This window comes from Sulfitobacter sp. M13 (assembly GCF_053474885.1).
In genome coordinates, this window is record NZ_CM130281.1 from 280,905 (window position 1) to 295,959 (window position 15,055).

Sequence of the window (15,055 nt, forward strand, 5' to 3'; positions counted from 1 at the left end):
AGCCGCTTCCAAATGGTGCAAAATCCCGGGGTATGGGGCAGCGCCCCATGCACCTCTCGGAATTAGCTGACGAATTCGTCCTTGGTGTATCCCTGCACATAGAGCAGCGCCGTCAGGTCGCCAAAGTTGATCCGGACATCGCATTCAGCAGCGACTGCGGGCTTGGCGTGCAACGCCACCCCCATGCCGGCGCGGGCCAGCATACCCAGATCATTAGCCCCGTCGCCCACGGCGATCACATCGGCCTCGGTCAAACCCAGCCGCGCGGTGATCTCTTCCAGCGCATCGACTTTGGCTTGTCTCCCAAGGATCGGCACCCCCACATCGCCGGTCAACACCCCGTCTGAGGCCAGCAATGTATTCGCGCGGTTCTCGTCGAACCCAAGCGCCTTTGCGACCGCAGCGGTAAACGCCGTGAACCCGCCCGAGACGAGCGCCGCGTAGGCACCGTTCGCTTTCATCGTCGCGATCAAGGTCTGTCCGCCGGGCATATGGGTGATCCGCTCTGCCAAAACGCGCGTGATAACCGCTTCATCTAGCCCCTTTAGCAGGCCGACGCGTTCGCGCAGCGCCTCTTCGAAATCCAGCTCGCCGTTCATGGCGCGTGTGGTGATCTCTTTTACGCGGTCGCCCACACCAGCCTCATCGGCCAATTCGTCGATGCATTCTTGCTGGATCATGGTGCTGTCCATATCAGCCAGCAGCATCTTCTTGCGCGCCCCTTCGGACGGGGTGATCACCAGATCGACGCCCATCCCCTGACATTCGGCCCAGACATCCCAACGATTGCCAGGCATCCGCTTCATGTCAAAGCGCGCGGCCTCGTCCGGAGCCAGCCAAACGGCATCCCCGCCCCCCCATGCATTTCGAACAGCATCGACCAAAGACGCCTCAAGCTGCGGGCGTTGAGGAGAGGTTAACAGGGTCACACTATGCATGGGGTAGGTCCGTTCGCGTCAATTCAATCTGGGGCGCATCTGCGCATTGTTTCACCGAGGTTTCCACCCCTGTTTCAGGGCTCCTGCGGGGGAAGGTTGAACAAGAAGCCGTCCGTGCCGCAGCGCGGCTCACACCCCAGCCTCATGTTACAAAATATCGAGACTGAAAAATGTCAGGTAACATTTAAGTTGCGTCGAATCGCGACTATCCCTAGGCTCATCAACCAAGGGAGACTTTTATGGACGCTTTTATTTGTGACGCACAGCGCACACCCATCGGCCGCTTTGGCGGCGCATTGTCATCGGTGCGTGCCGATGATCTTGCAGCGGCACCCATTGCTGCATTGATGGCCCGCAATCCTGATCTGGATTGGTCCAAAATTGATGACGTGATCTTTGGCTGCGCCAATCAGGCCGGCGAAGACAACCGTAACGTGGCACGTATGGCAGCACTGCTGGCGGGCTTGCCGGTCGATGTGCCCGGTGCAACGATCAACCGCCTTTGTGCCTCCGGTATGGATGCCGTCGGTGCTGCTGCCCGCGCGATCAAGGCAGGCGACATGGATCTGGCGATTGCCGGCGGTGTCGAAAGCATGACCCGTGCGCCTTTTGTGATGCCCAAGGCGGAAACCGCATTCTCGCGCAACAACGCCGTCTATGACACCACCATCGGCTGGCGCTTTGTAAACCCCAAGATGAAGGCGCAATACGGCGTCGAATCCATGCCCGAAACCGGCGATAATGTCGCCACAGACTATGACATCAGCCGCGCCGACCAGGACGCTTTTGCCAAGCGCAGCCAGGACCGTTGGGAAGCCGCGGACAAGGCGGGCGTGTTTGCCGATGAAATCACCCCGGTCTCGATCCCGCAGCGCAAGGGCGACCCGATTGTATTTGCCCGCGACGAACACCCGCGGCCCGGCACCACGATCGAAGCGCTGACCAAACTGCGCCCGATCAATGGCCCCGACCTGACCGTCACTGCGGGCAATGCCTCTGGCGTGAACGATGGCGCGGCGGCAATGCTGATGGCGTCCGGGGCGGCGGCGTCGCAGCACGGGCTGACCCCGATTGCGCGTGTTGTTGGTATCTCTGCCGCCGGTGTTGAACCGCGCGTCATGGGGATCGGCCCTGTCCCCGCCAGCCAGAAAGTTCTGGCCCGCGCAGGTCTGACCATCGACCAGATGGATGTGATTGAACTGAACGAAGCATTCGCTTCGCAAGGGATCGCCACATTGCGGGCTTTGGGTGTGGCCGATGACGCCCCCCATGTGAACGCCAACGGCGGCGCGATTGCCATCGGTCACCCGCTGGGGATGTCCGGTGCGCGTCTGGTCATGACCGCAGCCCTGCAACTGAAACGCACAGGCGGCCGCTATGCGCTGTGCACCATGTGTGTCGGCGTCGGCCAAGGCGTCGCTATCATTCTCGAACGCGCTTAACGCAATTATCCCCCTGAAAGGATCTGAACAATGTATGCACAGATGATCAAATCCACCGGCCAAGGTGTCAAATCTCTCGAAGAGATGGATCCGCAGGAACGCGCCTTTCAGGAACGGATAAATGCGGGCGGCAAGATCGAGCCGAAAGACTGGATGCCGGACGGGTATCGCAAGAACCTGATCCGGCAAATCGGCCAGCACGCGCATTCGGAAATCGTGGGCCAGTTGCCAGAGGGCAACTGGATCACCCGCGCCCCGACGCTGGAACGCAAAGCGATCCTGCTGGCAAAGGTGCAAGACGAGGCAGGCCACGGCCTGTATCTTTACTGTGCCGCTGAAACACTGGGGGTCAGCCGCGACCAGCTGACCCGCGACTTGCTGTCGGGCAAGATGAAATACAGCTCTATATTCAATTATCCGACCCTAACATGGGCCGATATGGGCGCCGTAGGCTGGCTCGTGGATGGTGCCGCGATCATGAATCAGGTCCCGCTGCAGCGTACATCCTACGGCCCCTACGCCCGCGCGATGGTGCGTATCTGCAAGGAGGAATCCTTTCACCAGCGCCAAGGCTACGACATCATGATGAAGATGGCGAAGGGCACAGACGCGCAGCGCAAGATGGCGCAGGACGCGTTAAACAGGTTCTGGGGACCTGCGTTGATGATGTTCGGCCCGTCGGACGAAAATTCCGTCCATTCGGCGCAATCGATGGCGTGGAAGATCAAGATGAACTCCAACGACGAGCTGCGTCAGAAGTTCGTCGATGAATGTGTGCCGCAGGCCGAATATCTGGGCCTGACCGTCCCCGACCCCGAACTGAAGTGGAACGAGGAACGCGGGCATTATGACTTTACCCAGCCCGATTGGGACGAATTCTTTGACGTGCTCAAGGGCAATGGTCCCTGCAATACCGAACGTCTCGCTGCGCGCAACAAAGCGTGGGACGACGGCGCATGGGTACGCGACGGCCTGATGGCACATGCGGCGAAGAAACGCGCCGCGAAACTGGCAGCGGAGTAGGCAAGATGAGCAGCACAACACATGAATGGCCCCTGTTCGAGATTTTCATTCGCGGCCAGCACGGGCTCAGCCACCGGCATGTTGGCTCTCTGCACGCGGCAGATGCCGAAATGGCGATCAAGAACGCCCGTGATGTTTACACCCGTCGCAACGAAGGCGTGAGCATCTGGGTCGTCGAAGCGACCCAAATCGCCGCCTCCTCGCCCGAGGAAAAAGGCCCGCTGTATGAGCCGGCCAACGACAAAGTCTATCGCCACCCCACCTTCTTTGACATTCCAGACGAAGTGGGGGCGATGTGAGCACATCCCAAACAGACCCTAACAAAGGCGATTTGTTCGAGTTTCTGTGCCGGATGGGGGACAATACCCTCGTTCTCGGGCACCGCGTTTCGGAATGGTGCGGGCACGCCCCCGTGCTGGAAGAAGACATCGCGCTGGCGAATACCGCGCTGGATCTCATCGGGCAGACGATGCTGTGGCTGGATCTCGCGGGCGAGGTAGAAGACGCGGGCCGCGATGCCGACCGGCTTGCCTTTCATCGTGACGTTTGGGATTTCCGCAACCTGCTGCTGGTCGAACAACCCAACGGTGATTTCGGTCAGACCCTCATGCGCCAGTTCCTGTTTGACGCATGGCATTTGTCACAGCTGACCGCGCTGATGGGCAGCAATAATACGCAGATCGCCGCCATCGCGGAAAAGTCGAGCAAAGAGGTGACCTATCATCTGGAGCGTGCGACGGACACTGTGATCGGCCTTGGTGACGGGACCGAAGAAAGCCACCGCAGAATGCAAAATGCGGTGGACCTGTTGTGGCCCTATGTCGGGGAAATGTTCATGGGCGACGCCGTCGATGATGCCATGGTCGCTGCAGGCATCGCGCCCGATCCCGCGTCCCTACGCCCCGCCTATGATACGTTAGTGAATGATGTCTTCACCGCAGCCACACTGACAAAACCCCAAGATGATTTCGGCCATCGCGGCGGCAAATCAGGCAAACGCCATTCGGAACATCTGGGGCATATGCTGACGCAAATGCAATGGCTTCAACGCGCCTACCCGGATGCGACATGGTAGTTGAAAAGCCCGCGTTAGAGACAGTTTGGGGCTGGCTGGACGCTGTGCCCGACCCCGAGATCCCGGCGATCTCCCTCACTGATCTGGGGATCATCCGCAATGTGCAATGGCAGGATGACACGCTCGAGGTTACGGTGACGCCGACCTATTCCGGCTGCCCCGCGACAACGATCATCAACCTTGATATCGAAACGGCATTGCGCGGGCACGGGATCGAAAAGCTGACCCTAAAGCGGCAACTCTCGCCTGCCTGGACCTCGGACTGGATGAGCGACACGGGCCGCGCCAAGCTCGAAGGTTACGGCATCGCCCCGCCCCAACCCGCAGGTGGCCCCGAACGCTGCCCCCGCTGCCAGTCGACGCATCTGGAAAAGATCAGCCAGTTCGGATCAACCCCCTGCAAGGCGCAATGGCGCTGCACCGACTGTCTGGAACCCTTCGATTATTTTAAGTGTATCTGACCCATGAGCCAATTTCTCCCCTTATTAGTGACTGATATTCACCGCACGATCCGCGACGCCGTCGTGTTAACCCTGCAACCCGAAGACCCAACGGCTTTCGCCTTCAAGCAGGGGCAGTATCTGACATTCAGACAGGATTTCGGCGGTACCGAACTGCGCCGCAACTATTCCATCTGCGCGGGTCTGGACGACGGTGTGTTGCAAGTCGGGATCAAGCGGGTGGATGGCGGCGCGTTCTCTAGCTTTGCGAACGAGATGTTACAGGTCGGGGATACGCTGCACGCAATGCCCCCTCAAGGCGCGTTTTCCGCCGTATTAGAGCCTGATCACGCGAAGAATTACCTTGGATTTGCCGGCGGGTCGGGGATCACGCCGGTGCTGTCGATCCTCAAGACCGTTCTGAAACGCGAGCCCAAATCAACCTTTACGCTGGTCTATGCCAACCGCGCCGTGAACACGATCATGTTCCGCGAAGAGCTGGAGGACCTCAAGAATCGGTATATGGGTCGGTTGAGCGTCATCCACATGTTGGAAAGCGGGCAGGATATCGATCTGTTCACCGGCCGTGTGGACCGAAACAAATGCGCCGAGCTGTTCAAGACATGGATCGACGTGTCTGACATGGATATGGCCTTTATCTGCGGCCCTGAACCGATGATGCTTGCTATTGCTGACACACTAAAAACCCACGGGTTAGAGCCTGATCAAATTAAATTCGAGCTCTTCAGCGAAAGCCAGCAAGGTCGTCTGGCGAAACAGGAAATGGCCAAGCGCAGCGAAGGTCAGGCCGAAACGCAAGTCACCGTAAAAATCGACGGCGCGCAGCACAGCTTTACCATGGCCAAGGGTCAGTCTGTGCTCGACGCGGCGCTGGAAAACAACCTTGATGCGCCCTTTGCCTGCAAAGCAGGGGTCTGTTCGACCTGCATGTGCAAGGTGACCGAAGGCGAGGTCGAGATGCTGTCGAACCACGCGCTGGAAGATTACGAGGTCGAACGCGGTTACCGCCTGAGCTGCCAAAGCTATCCGCTGAGCGACACGCTTTTCATTGACTACGACCATCACTAAGGGGCCTGACATGCGCGATATTCAAAGCTTTGCCGCCGGACAATGGATCAACCCCGGTGCCGGTGCACGCCACATCGCAAGCGCGATTACCGGCGATGTTATCGCCCAAGCAGGCAATGACGCGCTGCAGGTTCAGGCAATGCTGGGCTACGCCCGTGACATCGGTGGGCCTGCCCTGCGCAGGCTGACGTTTCATGACCGTGCCAAGATGCTCAAGGCTGTCGCGCTATACCTGAATGACCATAAAAAGAGCCTATACGAGCTGTCGTTCGACACGGGCGGTACGCAGTCCGACCACCTGATCGACGTGGATGGCGGCATCGGCACGATGCAGGTCTATGCCGCCAAGGGCCGTCGCGAGATGCCGGATGATCAGGTCTATCTGGACGGTCCCGTGGAACAGTTGGGCCGCACCGGTCAGTTCATGGGGCGCCACATCTGCACGCCGCTGCAAGGCGTCGCGGTGCATATCAACGCCTTCAACTTCCCCGTTTGGGGCATGTTGGAAAAGCTCGCCCCGACGCTGCTCGCCGGTGTGCCCGCCATCGTCAAACCAGCCACCGCCACCTGTCAGGTGACCGAAGCCTGTTTCCGCCTGATGATCCAGTCCGGCATTCTGCCAGATGGCGCGATCCAGCTGGTGACGGGGGGCTTGGGCGATATGTTGGACCACCTCGATTGTCAGGATGTGGTCAGCTTTACCGGATCAGCCGAAACGGCCCTGAAACTGCGCAGCAACCCTGTGCTGGTCGAACGCTCTGTCCGGTTCGCGTCTGAGCAAGATAGTCTCAATGCCTCTGTGTTAGGGTCTGATGCGGGCCCCGGCACGCCGGAGTTTGACCTGTTCGTCAAAGAGGTCCAGCGCGAGGTGACGGCCAAGGCGGGGCAGAAATGTACTGCCATCCGCCGTATCATGGTGCCGCAACCCCATGTGGATGCGATGATTGCAGCCCTGACGGATCGCTTGGCCAAAGTCACCATCGGGGACCCGCGACTGGACAGCACGAAGATGGGCGCGCTTGTCTCACTTTCGCAACGTCGTGACGTGCTGACGAAAGCCGCGCTGATCGGGTCAGAGGCGGAGCGTGTCTTTGGCGACCCCGATGCCTTCGCGTTAGAGGGCGCGGATGCACAGAAAGGTGCCTTTGTCCCGCCGATGCTGTTCCACTGCGCCGATCCCGATGCCGCCACCCATGTGCACGACACCGAAGCCTTTGGCCCTGTGTCCACCATCATGCCCTACCGCGATACCGAACATGCCATCGCATTGTTGAACAAGGGCAAAGGGTCGCTGGTTGCGTCGATCATCACCCGCGACGGCGATGTTGCACGGCAAATGGCGATGGGGGCCGGCGCGTTTCACGGGCGGCTCTATTTCAACAACCGCGTCTCTATGGCCGAGGCGACGGGCCACGGTGCCCCCCTGCCCCATATGGTGCACGGCGGGCCCGGGCGTGCGGGCGGCGGCGAGGAGCTTGGCGGCGTGCGCGGCGTCATGCATTACATGCAGCGTACCGCCATTCAGGGCAGCCCCGACATTCTGACCGCCATCAGCAAGCAATGGACCCCCGGCGCGACCGAGATTTCGGACCGCGGCCACCCGTTCACCCGCCACTTTGGTGCGCTTGATCTGGGCGAGACGTTCAATTCGGCCAGCCGTGTCGTGTCGCTGGAAGACATCGAAACCTTTGCGCATTTCACCGGCGATACGTTCTATGCGCATATGGACGACGCCGCGGCCAAGGCGAACCCGTTCTTTCCCGGCCGCGTTGCCCATGGGTACCTGCTGCTCAGCTTTGCCGCAGGTCTGTTCGTGCAACCCGACCCCGGACCTGTGCTGGCGAACACCGGGTTGGACAACCTGCGGTTCATGGCACCCGTGCAGGCGGGCGATAGCATCAAGGTGCGCCTAAGCGTCAAGGCAAAGACGCCTCGCAATGATGACTACGGTGAGGTACGCTGGCACGTGACCCTGACCAATCAGGATGATGCCGCCGTGGCCGAATATGAATTGCTGACCATGAATGCCTATTGACGACTTTAACCTTGCGATCGCACCTCTGAAAGACCTTGGCGGGCAGCGGGTCTGGTCCCTGATGATCAGCCTCTTTGGCGACATGGCCAGACAAGAGGGGCAGATTATTGGCGGGCCGGTGTTGTCGGCGATCATGACGGCAATGGATGTCCGCCCCGAAGCAGCTAGGGTCGCCTTGCACCGCTTGCGCAAAGACAAATGGATCGCGTCAGAAAAGCACGGGCGGATCAGCCACCACAGCCTGACGCCCGCAGGTCGCGCGCAAAGTCAGGCGGCAAGTGGCAGGATTTATGCGACACCTGCCGAGCTGCCGGAACACTGGCAGATGATCGTGACCGAGGATGCCGATAGTGATGCACCGGAGAAGGCGGGGTTCACTGCCCTGATGCCGCGCCTGTATGTCGGCAATGCGTCCCTGCCTGTGCCAAAAGGGGCCGCCGCCCTGTCCGGGCAAGACGCGCCTGACTGGATGAAACGCCAGCTAGAGCCCGCATCGCTGGCCGAAAGCTATACGCAACTGTCAGACGCGCTGCACAGGGTGGCGCGTGACCTCTCCGCAGCCGAGACTTTGACCCCGTTGCAAATTGCGACCCTACGCTGCTTGATTGTGCATAACTGGCGTCGTCTCGCTCTCAAACATCCGGCGTTGCCCCGCCCCTTGATCCGCGACGATTGGGCCGGATTGACCGCGCATCAGATGGTCGCAGAGCTTTTGTCACGCTATCCGCGCCCCGATCTGCCGGAAATCGCCACCGTCTGAAGCTGCACACAAAGCGATGCTTTCCCAAAGCGCACCAGCGGGATATAGGGAAGGCATGACAAATACAGTTTACCAAAATGACCTGCCCGACGGGCTGAAGCTTGGACCGATGGTCGCGATTGATTGCGAAACCATGGGGCTGCATCCGCACCGCGATCGGCTTTGTGTCGTGCAACTCTCTGGTGGCGATGGCAACGCCCATCTGATCCAGATTGCCAAAGGCCAGACCGAGGCGCCTAATCTTTGCGCCCTGCTCGAAGATCCCCATGTGCTCAAGCTGTTCCACTATGGGCGCTTTGACATCGCGGCGCTGCTGAACACCTTTGGGGCAAAGGCCGCACCGGTCTATTGCACCAAGATCGCCAGCCGCCTTGTGCGCACCTATACCGACCGCCACGGGCTTGCCAAACTTTGCCAAGAACTGCTGAGCGTCGATATCTCCAAGCAGCAACAATCCAGCGATTGGGGGGCCGAAAAGCTGACCAAGGCGCAGATCGACTATGCTGCGTCCGACGTGCTGCACCTGCACAAACTGCGCGACGTGCTGAACCAGATGTTGATCCGCGAAGGTCGGATCGAGCTCGCGCAAGCGTGTTTTGAATTTTTGCCAACCCGTGCCCAGCTTGACTTGGACGGCTGGCCCGAAACGGATATTTTTGCACACGCATGACCACACCATTCCTAGATACAGCCCGCCGCGTCATTCGCACCGAAGCCCAAGCGCTTGAGCAACTGGCCGACAGCCTTGATGATCGTTTTCGTCAGGCGATCGACCTGTTGGTTGCGACCCGCGGGCGCGTGATTGTCACCGGCATCGGCAAATCCGGCCATATCGCCAAAAAGATCGCGGCGACGCTGGCCAGCACCGGCACGCCCGCGCAATTCGTCCATCCCGCTGAGGCGAGCCACGGCGATTTGGGCATGATCACCGCCGATGATGTCGTGCTTGCGATCTCGAACTCGGGCGAGGCACCTGAACTGGCCAATCTGATCGCCTATTCGCGTCGCTTTTCCATCCCGCTGATCGGTATCACCAGCCGTGCGACAAGCAGCCTTGGCGCGCATTGCGACGTGGTGCTTGAACTGCCCCAGCTGCCAGAGGCCTGCGGCACCGGCGTTGTCCCGTCGACCTCGACCACGATGACGCTGGCAATGGGGGATGCCGTGGCGATTGCGCTGATGGAAAACCGCTCTTTCACCGCCGAACATTTCCGTGAATTCCACCCCGGCGGAAAACTGGGCGCACGGCTCAGCCGCGTTGCAGACCTGATGCACACAGGCGATGCGTTGCCCTTGGTGCAGGCCGATGCCCCCATGTCTGATGCGCTGATGGCAATGAGCAGCAAATCCTTTGGTGTGGTGATCGTCACCGACGCCAGCGGTGCCTTGGCAGGGATCATCACCAGCGGCGATCTGGGGCGGCATCTGGACGGGCTGATGGAAAAAACGGCGCGCGAGGTTATGACGCCAACGCCTGTGACCGTCGCCCCTGATGCGCTGGCGGAAAAGGCCGTGGGCATCATGAACGCGCGCAAGATCACTTGTTTGCTGGTACTGGACCCCACCCAAGGGAACGTCCCTGCGGGTCTGCTGCATATCCACGATTGCCTGCGCGTCGGTCTGGGCTAAGCCGCGATGCAACGGGACCGCTATACCAGACTGATCGCTTGGCTGAAGGTGCTGTTCCCGCTTGCAGCGCTTGGCCTGCTGTCGACGCTGTTCCTGCTGTCGCGCGCGATTGATCCCGGGCAGGCGATCCCCTTTGCTGAAAAGGATGTGCAGGACCGCCTGCGCGACCAGCAGATCACCGGCCCCTTCTTTACTGGTGCGACGGCTGACGGTGACGAGCTGTCATTCTATGCTGATGTGCTGACCCGTCCGGACGGGCAGACCGGCATGAACCACGCTGAAAACCTGCGCGCGACCATAAAGACCCCCGAAGGATCGACTTTTCGCCTGCAATCGGACCTGGCCGATTTCGACATCGCCAAAGACGTTGCCGACCTGCTGGGCGGGGTGGTGCTGACGACCTCTACGGGGTACCGGCTGCAAAGTGACAAAATCACCTCTGACCTGTCCGGCCTGAACATCCAATCGCCGGGGACAGTGTATGGCACAGCCCCGGGTGGCACCCTAGAGGCCGGTGCCATGTCGATCACACAAACAGACGACCAAGCCTCGCCCCAATTGGTTTTCACAAATCGAGTGAAGCTGATATACAAACCGAAACCCAAATCAGAGTGACGCGCGTGAAACACCTATTAATGTCTGTTTTCCTGCTTTTTTCTGCGATGCCAATCGCCGCACAAGGGACCAACGTGGCCTTTGGGACGATCCGTCAGGATACGGGCCTCCCCGTCGAGGTGACCGCCGATAACCTGTCTGTCGATCAAGGCGATGGGACGGCTGTTTTCACCGGAAATGTGCTAATCGGTCAGGGCGAGATGCGCTTGTCCGCCGCACGTGTTCTAGTTGTATATCGCGCCGAAGCCGAGGGCATCGCCCGGCTGGAAGCGACCGGCGGTGTGACCCTTGTGTCGGGCAAAGACGCCGCCGAATCAGAGCGGGCGGATTACGATATCGACACGGGCACGATCGTCATGTCGGGCAATGTGTTGCTGACCCAAGGGCGCAACGCGCTCAGCTCTGAAACCATGAGCGTCAAATTATCCGAGGGCACAGCGCAAATGTCCGGCGGCGTGAAAACCATTCTGCAAACGGGCAGCAAGAACTGATGTCTGCCCCCAATTTAACGGTTACGGATGGCGCAAGCGGTCTGCGCATTGAACATCTGCGTAAATCATACCGCAAGAAAACCGTGATCCGCGACTTCTCGATGGAGCTGAACCGCGGCGAAGTCGTCGCCCTGCTCGGGCCGAACGGATCCGGTAAAACCACTACCTTTTATGCGGTGGCTGGTCTGGTGATGCCCGAAGGTGGCACCGTCACCATCGATGGCAAGAACGTCACCACCCTGCCGATGTATCGCCGCGCACAGCTGGGTATCGGCTATCTGCCCCAAGAGATGAGCATCTTTCGCGGGCTAAGCGTGCAGGACAATATCTCGGCCATTCTGGACATCTCGATCTCTGATGCGCGCGGGCGCCGCGAAAGGCTCGAGGCATTGCTGTCGGAATTTTCCATCGAACACCTGCGCCGCGCGCCTGCCTTGGCGCTGTCGGGCGGGGAGCGCCGCCGGGTCGAAATTGCCCGCTGTCTGGCCGCCGATCCCAAATACCTACTGCTGGATGAACCCTTTGCCGGGGTCGATCCGATTTCTGTGGATGACATCCGGCATCTAGTCGCCGACCTGAAAAAACGCGGTATCGGCGTGCTGATCACGGACCATAACGTTCGGGAAACGCTGGATATTGTGGATCGCGCCTACATTTTGCACGAAGGCACGGTATTGATGTCAGGCACCCCCGAAGAGGTCGTACAGAACGAAAACGTACGCCGCGTCTACCTTGGCGATAACTTCCGCATTTCCTAATCAACTACAGAAATATTGCGCTAGTTTCCGCACAGATTTAAGCCGGATTCATTTGACAACGCAGCCCATTCGGGCGCTCAATGGTCCCATGGCGAGACTGCGTATCATGTTCGTGCTGCATCCCCCCCTTCCCGAAGGGGTAATGCTTCACACGCTGGTCGCATCGTCATTCACCCGCATCTGACCCCGCCTTTACCGCATTCATTGCGGCCATTGGTGTTGTCCGGATCATTAGAGTAAGGAGATTTTATGCGGTACCAAATCAGTGGCAAACAAATCGACATCGGCGAAGCCCTGCAAACGCATGTGAAAACGGAATTGGGCGAAGCTGTCCAGAAGTATGCTGAACGTCCGACGGACGCGAATGTCATCTTTTCAAAATCCGGTCACGAATTTGTCTGCGAAGCGACGGTGCACTTATCGACTGGCCTTACGGCGTCAGCGAAAGCACATGCTACTGATATTTATGGATCTTTCGATTCATGTGCGGCGAAGATGGAAAAGCAACTGCGCCGCTACAAGCGTCGGTTGAAGGATCACCATCGCGAGCGTGCGCAACCGGTTGAACTTTTCGGTGCGTCCTCGTATATCCTCGCTTCAGAAAGCGATTCAGACGCGCAGGAACCCGAAACCCTCCAACCCATGATCATTGCGGAAATGCAGACCAAGATTGCGACCTTGTCTGTCGGTGAAGCTGTGATGCAGATGGAAATTTCGGGTACACCTGTCGTGGTCTTTCGCAAAGACGGCCAAGAAGGCGTGAATGTTGTCTACCGCCGCGAGGATGGCAACATCGGCTGGATTGATCCGTCGTAACAGAAACCGGACCCGTAAGCGGCCGAGAACAGAGCGAGCAGAATGAATTTTGCGAAACTCCTAAAACCGGGGGCTGTCAAAGTCCTCACATCGGCCTCAAGCAAAAAACGCCTGCTCCACGATATCGGGGAGCTGGCGCATAATGCTTACGGGTTAAAGGCCGCTGCGGTGGTCGATGCCTTGATGACGCGTGAATCCCTTGGCCCAACAGGTGTGGGCCAAGGGGTTGCGCTGCCCCATGCGCGTCTTGAAGGACTAGAAGAAGTGTTGGGGGCCTTTGTGCTTCTCGACAAACCGATTGATTTCAACGCGGTTGACCGCCAGCCGGTTGATATCGCTTTTGCGCTGTTCGCCCCCGAAAGTGCTGGTGTCGAACACCTCAAGGCGCTCGCGCTGGTGTCGCGCACCCTGCGCAACGCCTCTGTCTGCGCCAAGCTGCGGGCCAATCCGGATCCTGCCACGTTGTATGCGATCCTGACCGAAGCACAGGCGACACAGGCCGCCTAAGCGGCCCTAGCGCCAGCTGTTAAATCCGAAAATCATATAGTCCCGCTGATACGCGTCGGACGTAAGTTTCTCGATCTCGGCGTCGTAGATGTCGGCCAGCACATAGGGTTGGGTCACCGAGCGCAACGTCACCGTGGCCGGGGGCTGAATGCCAACGCCTTGCGCCAGCGCTGACAGCTCTGCTGCCAACTCGTCTTCGCGGATGATCCGGTCGGGCAGGGCAAACTCTCCGAAACCCTGCACCGCTTGCGCTTGGGTGCACCACGCCTGATCCACTCGGATCGCCGTCTGCCCGTTCAGGTTCCCCTTGAGAAACGTCAGAAATGCCTTGAACGCGGCGCGATGTGCATCAGCGTCATAGCTATTGTCCGGCTCGCCCTGGGGCAGCGGCATCTTATAGCGTTTGATCAGCGTTTCGCGCAGCTGAGCGTAGCTGCCTTTGCCCGTGGTCAGAATATGCCGGCAGAAAGCGTCATGGGCGCGGTCTACGGGGTGCCGTAGCACGGTAAAGCTGCGGTGACCGGGATGCTTGCGCTTCCACTGGCGCAATTGCTTTTGGTTGAGCTTGGTTTGCAAAGCGCCCCGCCCGACACCGTCCAGCGCCGCCAACCAATCCAGCACCTGCGGTTCGGGCCCGCTGCGCAGTGGCAGATATAGCAGCGGAGCGTTGGCCGCGACAACATAGGACGGCACCACTGGCCCGCGTCGGGGTTCGAAATTCGGCGTTCGGGTCAGGTCGAAGCGATCCATCCGGCCAAGCGCGTCCAGCATTTCATCATAGTTGCTGACCTTGGCCGAGATCGGTTCGGGGTTCTGCTTTTTCAGGCTCTTGTCCAGTGCGTCGAGCTGATGATCAACCCCCAGATACCGCGCCAAACCGTTCATCACCTCGACACTTTGCAGGTCTTCGTACGCCACATAGAACGCCGTCTGCCCCAGCTTTTGAAGCCGGTTCAACAGCGTCAACTGGAACTCTTGCAGCGCCTCAAGATGGTCAGAGAACTCTGCCTCGTCGAACACCGCTTGCGCCTTTTTATGCGCCTTGACATCAGTCAGCTTCCATTGTCCCGTGCTGCGCGCGATCTTCCAGCTGACATAGCTTTCCACTGGATTCCGCGTCAGAATGATCTTGGCGCAGGTGTCATCTTCCAGCAGCGGGTCCAGCACGCGCGGGTCGTGGTTGTGAAAATAGCGAAATCCGCCGATGCCCTTGGTCTTGTCACGTATCGCGGCCAGCAACTTGGCCGGATCATCGTCCCGCGTTTCCTGATCCACGCCCAAAATCTCTGCGCTTTTGGGGTAGCCGATGAAATGCGGGTTGAACGCCTCCCCGTGACAGGTGATCCCGTCAAAGGCGTTCAGGTTGCTTTCCAGAAAATTGGAGCCTGTGCGCATTTCGGCAAAGACGACGAAGCTTTTGAATTTCAAAGTCATATT

At 59.3% G+C, this 15,055-nt stretch carries 17 protein-coding genes; 15 read left to right on the forward strand and 2 right to left on the reverse strand.

Annotated elements, in window-relative coordinates:
• Nucleotides 1–62: 62 nt before the first annotated feature.
• On the reverse strand, nt 63–938 hold the full coding sequence (serB, locus tag ACVBAU_RS01300; protein ID WP_138924742.1) for a phosphoserine phosphatase SerB: 876 nt from the start codon (nt 936–938) through the stop codon (nt 63–65).
• A 239-nt stretch (nt 939–1,177) separates the two neighbouring features.
• Between serB and pcaF the strand changes: the two genes are divergently transcribed.
• The 15 genes from pcaF (at nt 1,178) to ACVBAU_RS01375 (ending at nt 13,618) form a co-directional block, all read left to right on the forward strand.
• Nucleotides 1,178–2,380 carry a 3-oxoadipyl-CoA thiolase gene (gene pcaF, locus ACVBAU_RS01305; RefSeq protein WP_448327441.1) on the forward strand — a complete coding sequence of 401 codons (1,203 nt, stop codon included), beginning with the start codon at nt 1,178–1,180 and terminating at the stop codon, nt 2,378–2,380.
• 30 nt (nt 2,381–2,410) lie between these two features.
• Nucleotides 2,411–3,403, forward strand: a complete 993-nt coding sequence (gene paaA, locus ACVBAU_RS01310; protein ID WP_138924740.1) for a 1,2-phenylacetyl-CoA epoxidase subunit PaaA — start codon at nt 2,411–2,413, stop codon at nt 3,401–3,403.
• Between the two features lie 5 nt (nt 3,404–3,408).
• Entirely contained in the window at nt 3,409–3,702 is a 294-nt protein-coding gene (gene paaB, locus ACVBAU_RS01315) for a 1,2-phenylacetyl-CoA epoxidase subunit PaaB (RefSeq protein ID WP_093732089.1), read from the forward strand.
• A 53-nt stretch (nt 3,703–3,755) separates the two neighbouring features.
• Complete coding sequence (gene paaC / locus ACVBAU_RS01320; RefSeq protein ID WP_448328871.1) at nt 3,756–4,478, forward strand: 1,2-phenylacetyl-CoA epoxidase subunit PaaC; 723 nt, start codon at nt 3,756–3,758, stop codon at nt 4,476–4,478.
• The gene (paaD, locus tag ACVBAU_RS01325; protein WP_448327444.1) at nt 4,472–4,939 is read left to right on the forward strand and encodes a 1,2-phenylacetyl-CoA epoxidase subunit PaaD; all 468 of its coding nucleotides are present in this window, start codon (nt 4,472–4,474) and stop codon (nt 4,937–4,939) included. The genes paaC and paaD overlap by 7 nt, the downstream gene beginning before the upstream one ends.
• A gap of 3 nt (nt 4,940–4,942) precedes the next feature.
• Complete coding sequence (locus tag ACVBAU_RS01330) at nt 4,943–6,007, forward strand: 2Fe-2S iron-sulfur cluster-binding protein (protein ID WP_448327446.1); 1,065 nt, start codon at nt 4,943–4,945, stop codon at nt 6,005–6,007.
• A 10-nt stretch (nt 6,008–6,017) separates the two neighbouring features.
• The gene (paaZ, locus tag ACVBAU_RS01335) at nt 6,018–8,042 is read left to right on the forward strand and encodes a phenylacetic acid degradation bifunctional protein PaaZ (RefSeq protein ID WP_448327448.1); all 2,025 of its coding nucleotides are present in this window, start codon (nt 6,018–6,020) and stop codon (nt 8,040–8,042) included.
• A complete protein-coding gene (locus ACVBAU_RS01340; RefSeq protein ID WP_448327450.1) occupies nt 8,032–8,802 on the forward strand; it encodes a PaaX family transcriptional regulator C-terminal domain-containing protein in 771 nt (256 codons plus the stop codon). The genes paaZ and ACVBAU_RS01340 overlap by 11 nt, the downstream gene beginning before the upstream one ends.
• Nucleotides 8,803–8,857: 55 nt before the next feature.
• A complete protein-coding gene (locus ACVBAU_RS01345; RefSeq protein WP_138924735.1) occupies nt 8,858–9,472 on the forward strand; it encodes a ribonuclease D in 615 nt (204 codons plus the stop codon).
• The gene (locus tag ACVBAU_RS01350; protein ID WP_335744662.1) at nt 9,469–10,431 is read left to right on the forward strand and encodes a KpsF/GutQ family sugar-phosphate isomerase; all 963 of its coding nucleotides are present in this window, start codon (nt 9,469–9,471) and stop codon (nt 10,429–10,431) included. The genes ACVBAU_RS01345 and ACVBAU_RS01350 overlap by 4 nt, the downstream gene beginning before the upstream one ends.
• A gap of 6 nt (nt 10,432–10,437) precedes the next feature.
• Entirely contained in the window at nt 10,438–11,046 is a 609-nt protein-coding gene (locus ACVBAU_RS01355) for a hypothetical protein (protein WP_138924733.1), read from the forward strand.
• Nucleotides 11,043–11,537 carry an LptA/OstA family protein gene (locus ACVBAU_RS01360; RefSeq protein WP_138924732.1) on the forward strand — a complete coding sequence of 165 codons (495 nt, stop codon included), beginning with the start codon at nt 11,043–11,045 and terminating at the stop codon, nt 11,535–11,537. Before ACVBAU_RS01355 ends, ACVBAU_RS01360 begins: the two co-directional genes overlap by 4 nt.
• A complete protein-coding gene (gene lptB, locus ACVBAU_RS01365) occupies nt 11,537–12,295 on the forward strand; it encodes an LPS export ABC transporter ATP-binding protein (RefSeq protein WP_093732099.1) in 759 nt (252 codons plus the stop codon). The genes ACVBAU_RS01360 and lptB overlap by 1 nt, the downstream gene beginning before the upstream one ends.
• A 249-nt stretch (nt 12,296–12,544) precedes the next feature.
• Complete coding sequence (gene hpf / locus ACVBAU_RS01370) at nt 12,545–13,111, forward strand: ribosome hibernation-promoting factor, HPF/YfiA family (RefSeq protein WP_138924731.1); 567 nt, start codon at nt 12,545–12,547, stop codon at nt 13,109–13,111.
• Nucleotides 13,112–13,153: 42 nt separating this feature from the next.
• The gene (locus ACVBAU_RS01375) at nt 13,154–13,618 is read left to right on the forward strand and encodes a PTS sugar transporter subunit IIA (RefSeq protein ID WP_138924730.1); all 465 of its coding nucleotides are present in this window, start codon (nt 13,154–13,156) and stop codon (nt 13,616–13,618) included.
• Between the two features lie 6 nt (nt 13,619–13,624).
• Here ACVBAU_RS01375 and ACVBAU_RS01380 read toward each other — a convergent pair whose 3' ends face one another.
• Nucleotides 13,625–15,052, reverse strand: a complete 1,428-nt coding sequence (locus tag ACVBAU_RS01380; protein WP_448327454.1) for a nodulation protein NodH — start codon at nt 15,050–15,052, stop codon at nt 13,625–13,627.
• Nucleotides 15,053–15,055: the final 3 nt, after the last annotated feature.

What these genes read in the sequence shown, in the direction of transcription:
- serB (WP_138924742.1), bottom strand. Translation starts at nt 938, where the DNA reads ATGCATAGTGTGACCCTGTTAACCTCTCCTCAACGCCCGCAGCTTGAG.
- pcaF (WP_448327441.1), top strand. Translation starts at nt 1,178, where the DNA reads ATGGACGCTTTTATTTGTGACGCACAGCGCACACCCATCGGCCGCTTT.
- paaA (WP_138924740.1), top strand. Translation starts at nt 2,411, where the DNA reads ATGTATGCACAGATGATCAAATCCACCGGCCAAGGTGTCAAATCTCTC.
- paaB (WP_093732089.1), top strand. Translation starts at nt 3,409, where the DNA reads ATGAGCAGCACAACACATGAATGGCCCCTGTTCGAGATTTTCATTCGC.
- paaC (WP_448328871.1), top strand. Translation starts at nt 3,756, where the DNA reads ATGGGGGACAATACCCTCGTTCTCGGGCACCGCGTTTCGGAATGGTGC.
- paaD (WP_448327444.1), top strand. Translation starts at nt 4,472, where the DNA reads ATGGTAGTTGAAAAGCCCGCGTTAGAGACAGTTTGGGGCTGGCTGGAC.
- ACVBAU_RS01330 (WP_448327446.1), top strand. Translation starts at nt 4,943, where the DNA reads ATGAGCCAATTTCTCCCCTTATTAGTGACTGATATTCACCGCACGATC.
- paaZ (WP_448327448.1), top strand. Translation starts at nt 6,018, where the DNA reads ATGCGCGATATTCAAAGCTTTGCCGCCGGACAATGGATCAACCCCGGT.
- ACVBAU_RS01340 (WP_448327450.1), top strand. Translation starts at nt 8,032, where the DNA reads ATGCCTATTGACGACTTTAACCTTGCGATCGCACCTCTGAAAGACCTT.
- ACVBAU_RS01345 (WP_138924735.1), top strand. Translation starts at nt 8,858, where the DNA reads ATGACAAATACAGTTTACCAAAATGACCTGCCCGACGGGCTGAAGCTT.
- ACVBAU_RS01350 (WP_335744662.1), top strand. Translation starts at nt 9,469, where the DNA reads ATGACCACACCATTCCTAGATACAGCCCGCCGCGTCATTCGCACCGAA.
- ACVBAU_RS01355 (WP_138924733.1), top strand. Translation starts at nt 10,438, where the DNA reads ATGCAACGGGACCGCTATACCAGACTGATCGCTTGGCTGAAGGTGCTG.
- lptB (WP_093732099.1), top strand. Translation starts at nt 11,537, where the DNA reads ATGTCTGCCCCCAATTTAACGGTTACGGATGGCGCAAGCGGTCTGCGC.
- hpf (WP_138924731.1), top strand. Translation starts at nt 12,545, where the DNA reads ATGCGGTACCAAATCAGTGGCAAACAAATCGACATCGGCGAAGCCCTG.
- ACVBAU_RS01375 (WP_138924730.1), top strand. Translation starts at nt 13,154, where the DNA reads ATGAATTTTGCGAAACTCCTAAAACCGGGGGCTGTCAAAGTCCTCACA.
- ACVBAU_RS01380 (WP_448327454.1), bottom strand. Translation starts at nt 15,052, where the DNA reads ATGACTTTGAAATTCAAAAGCTTCGTCGTCTTTGCCGAAATGCGCACA.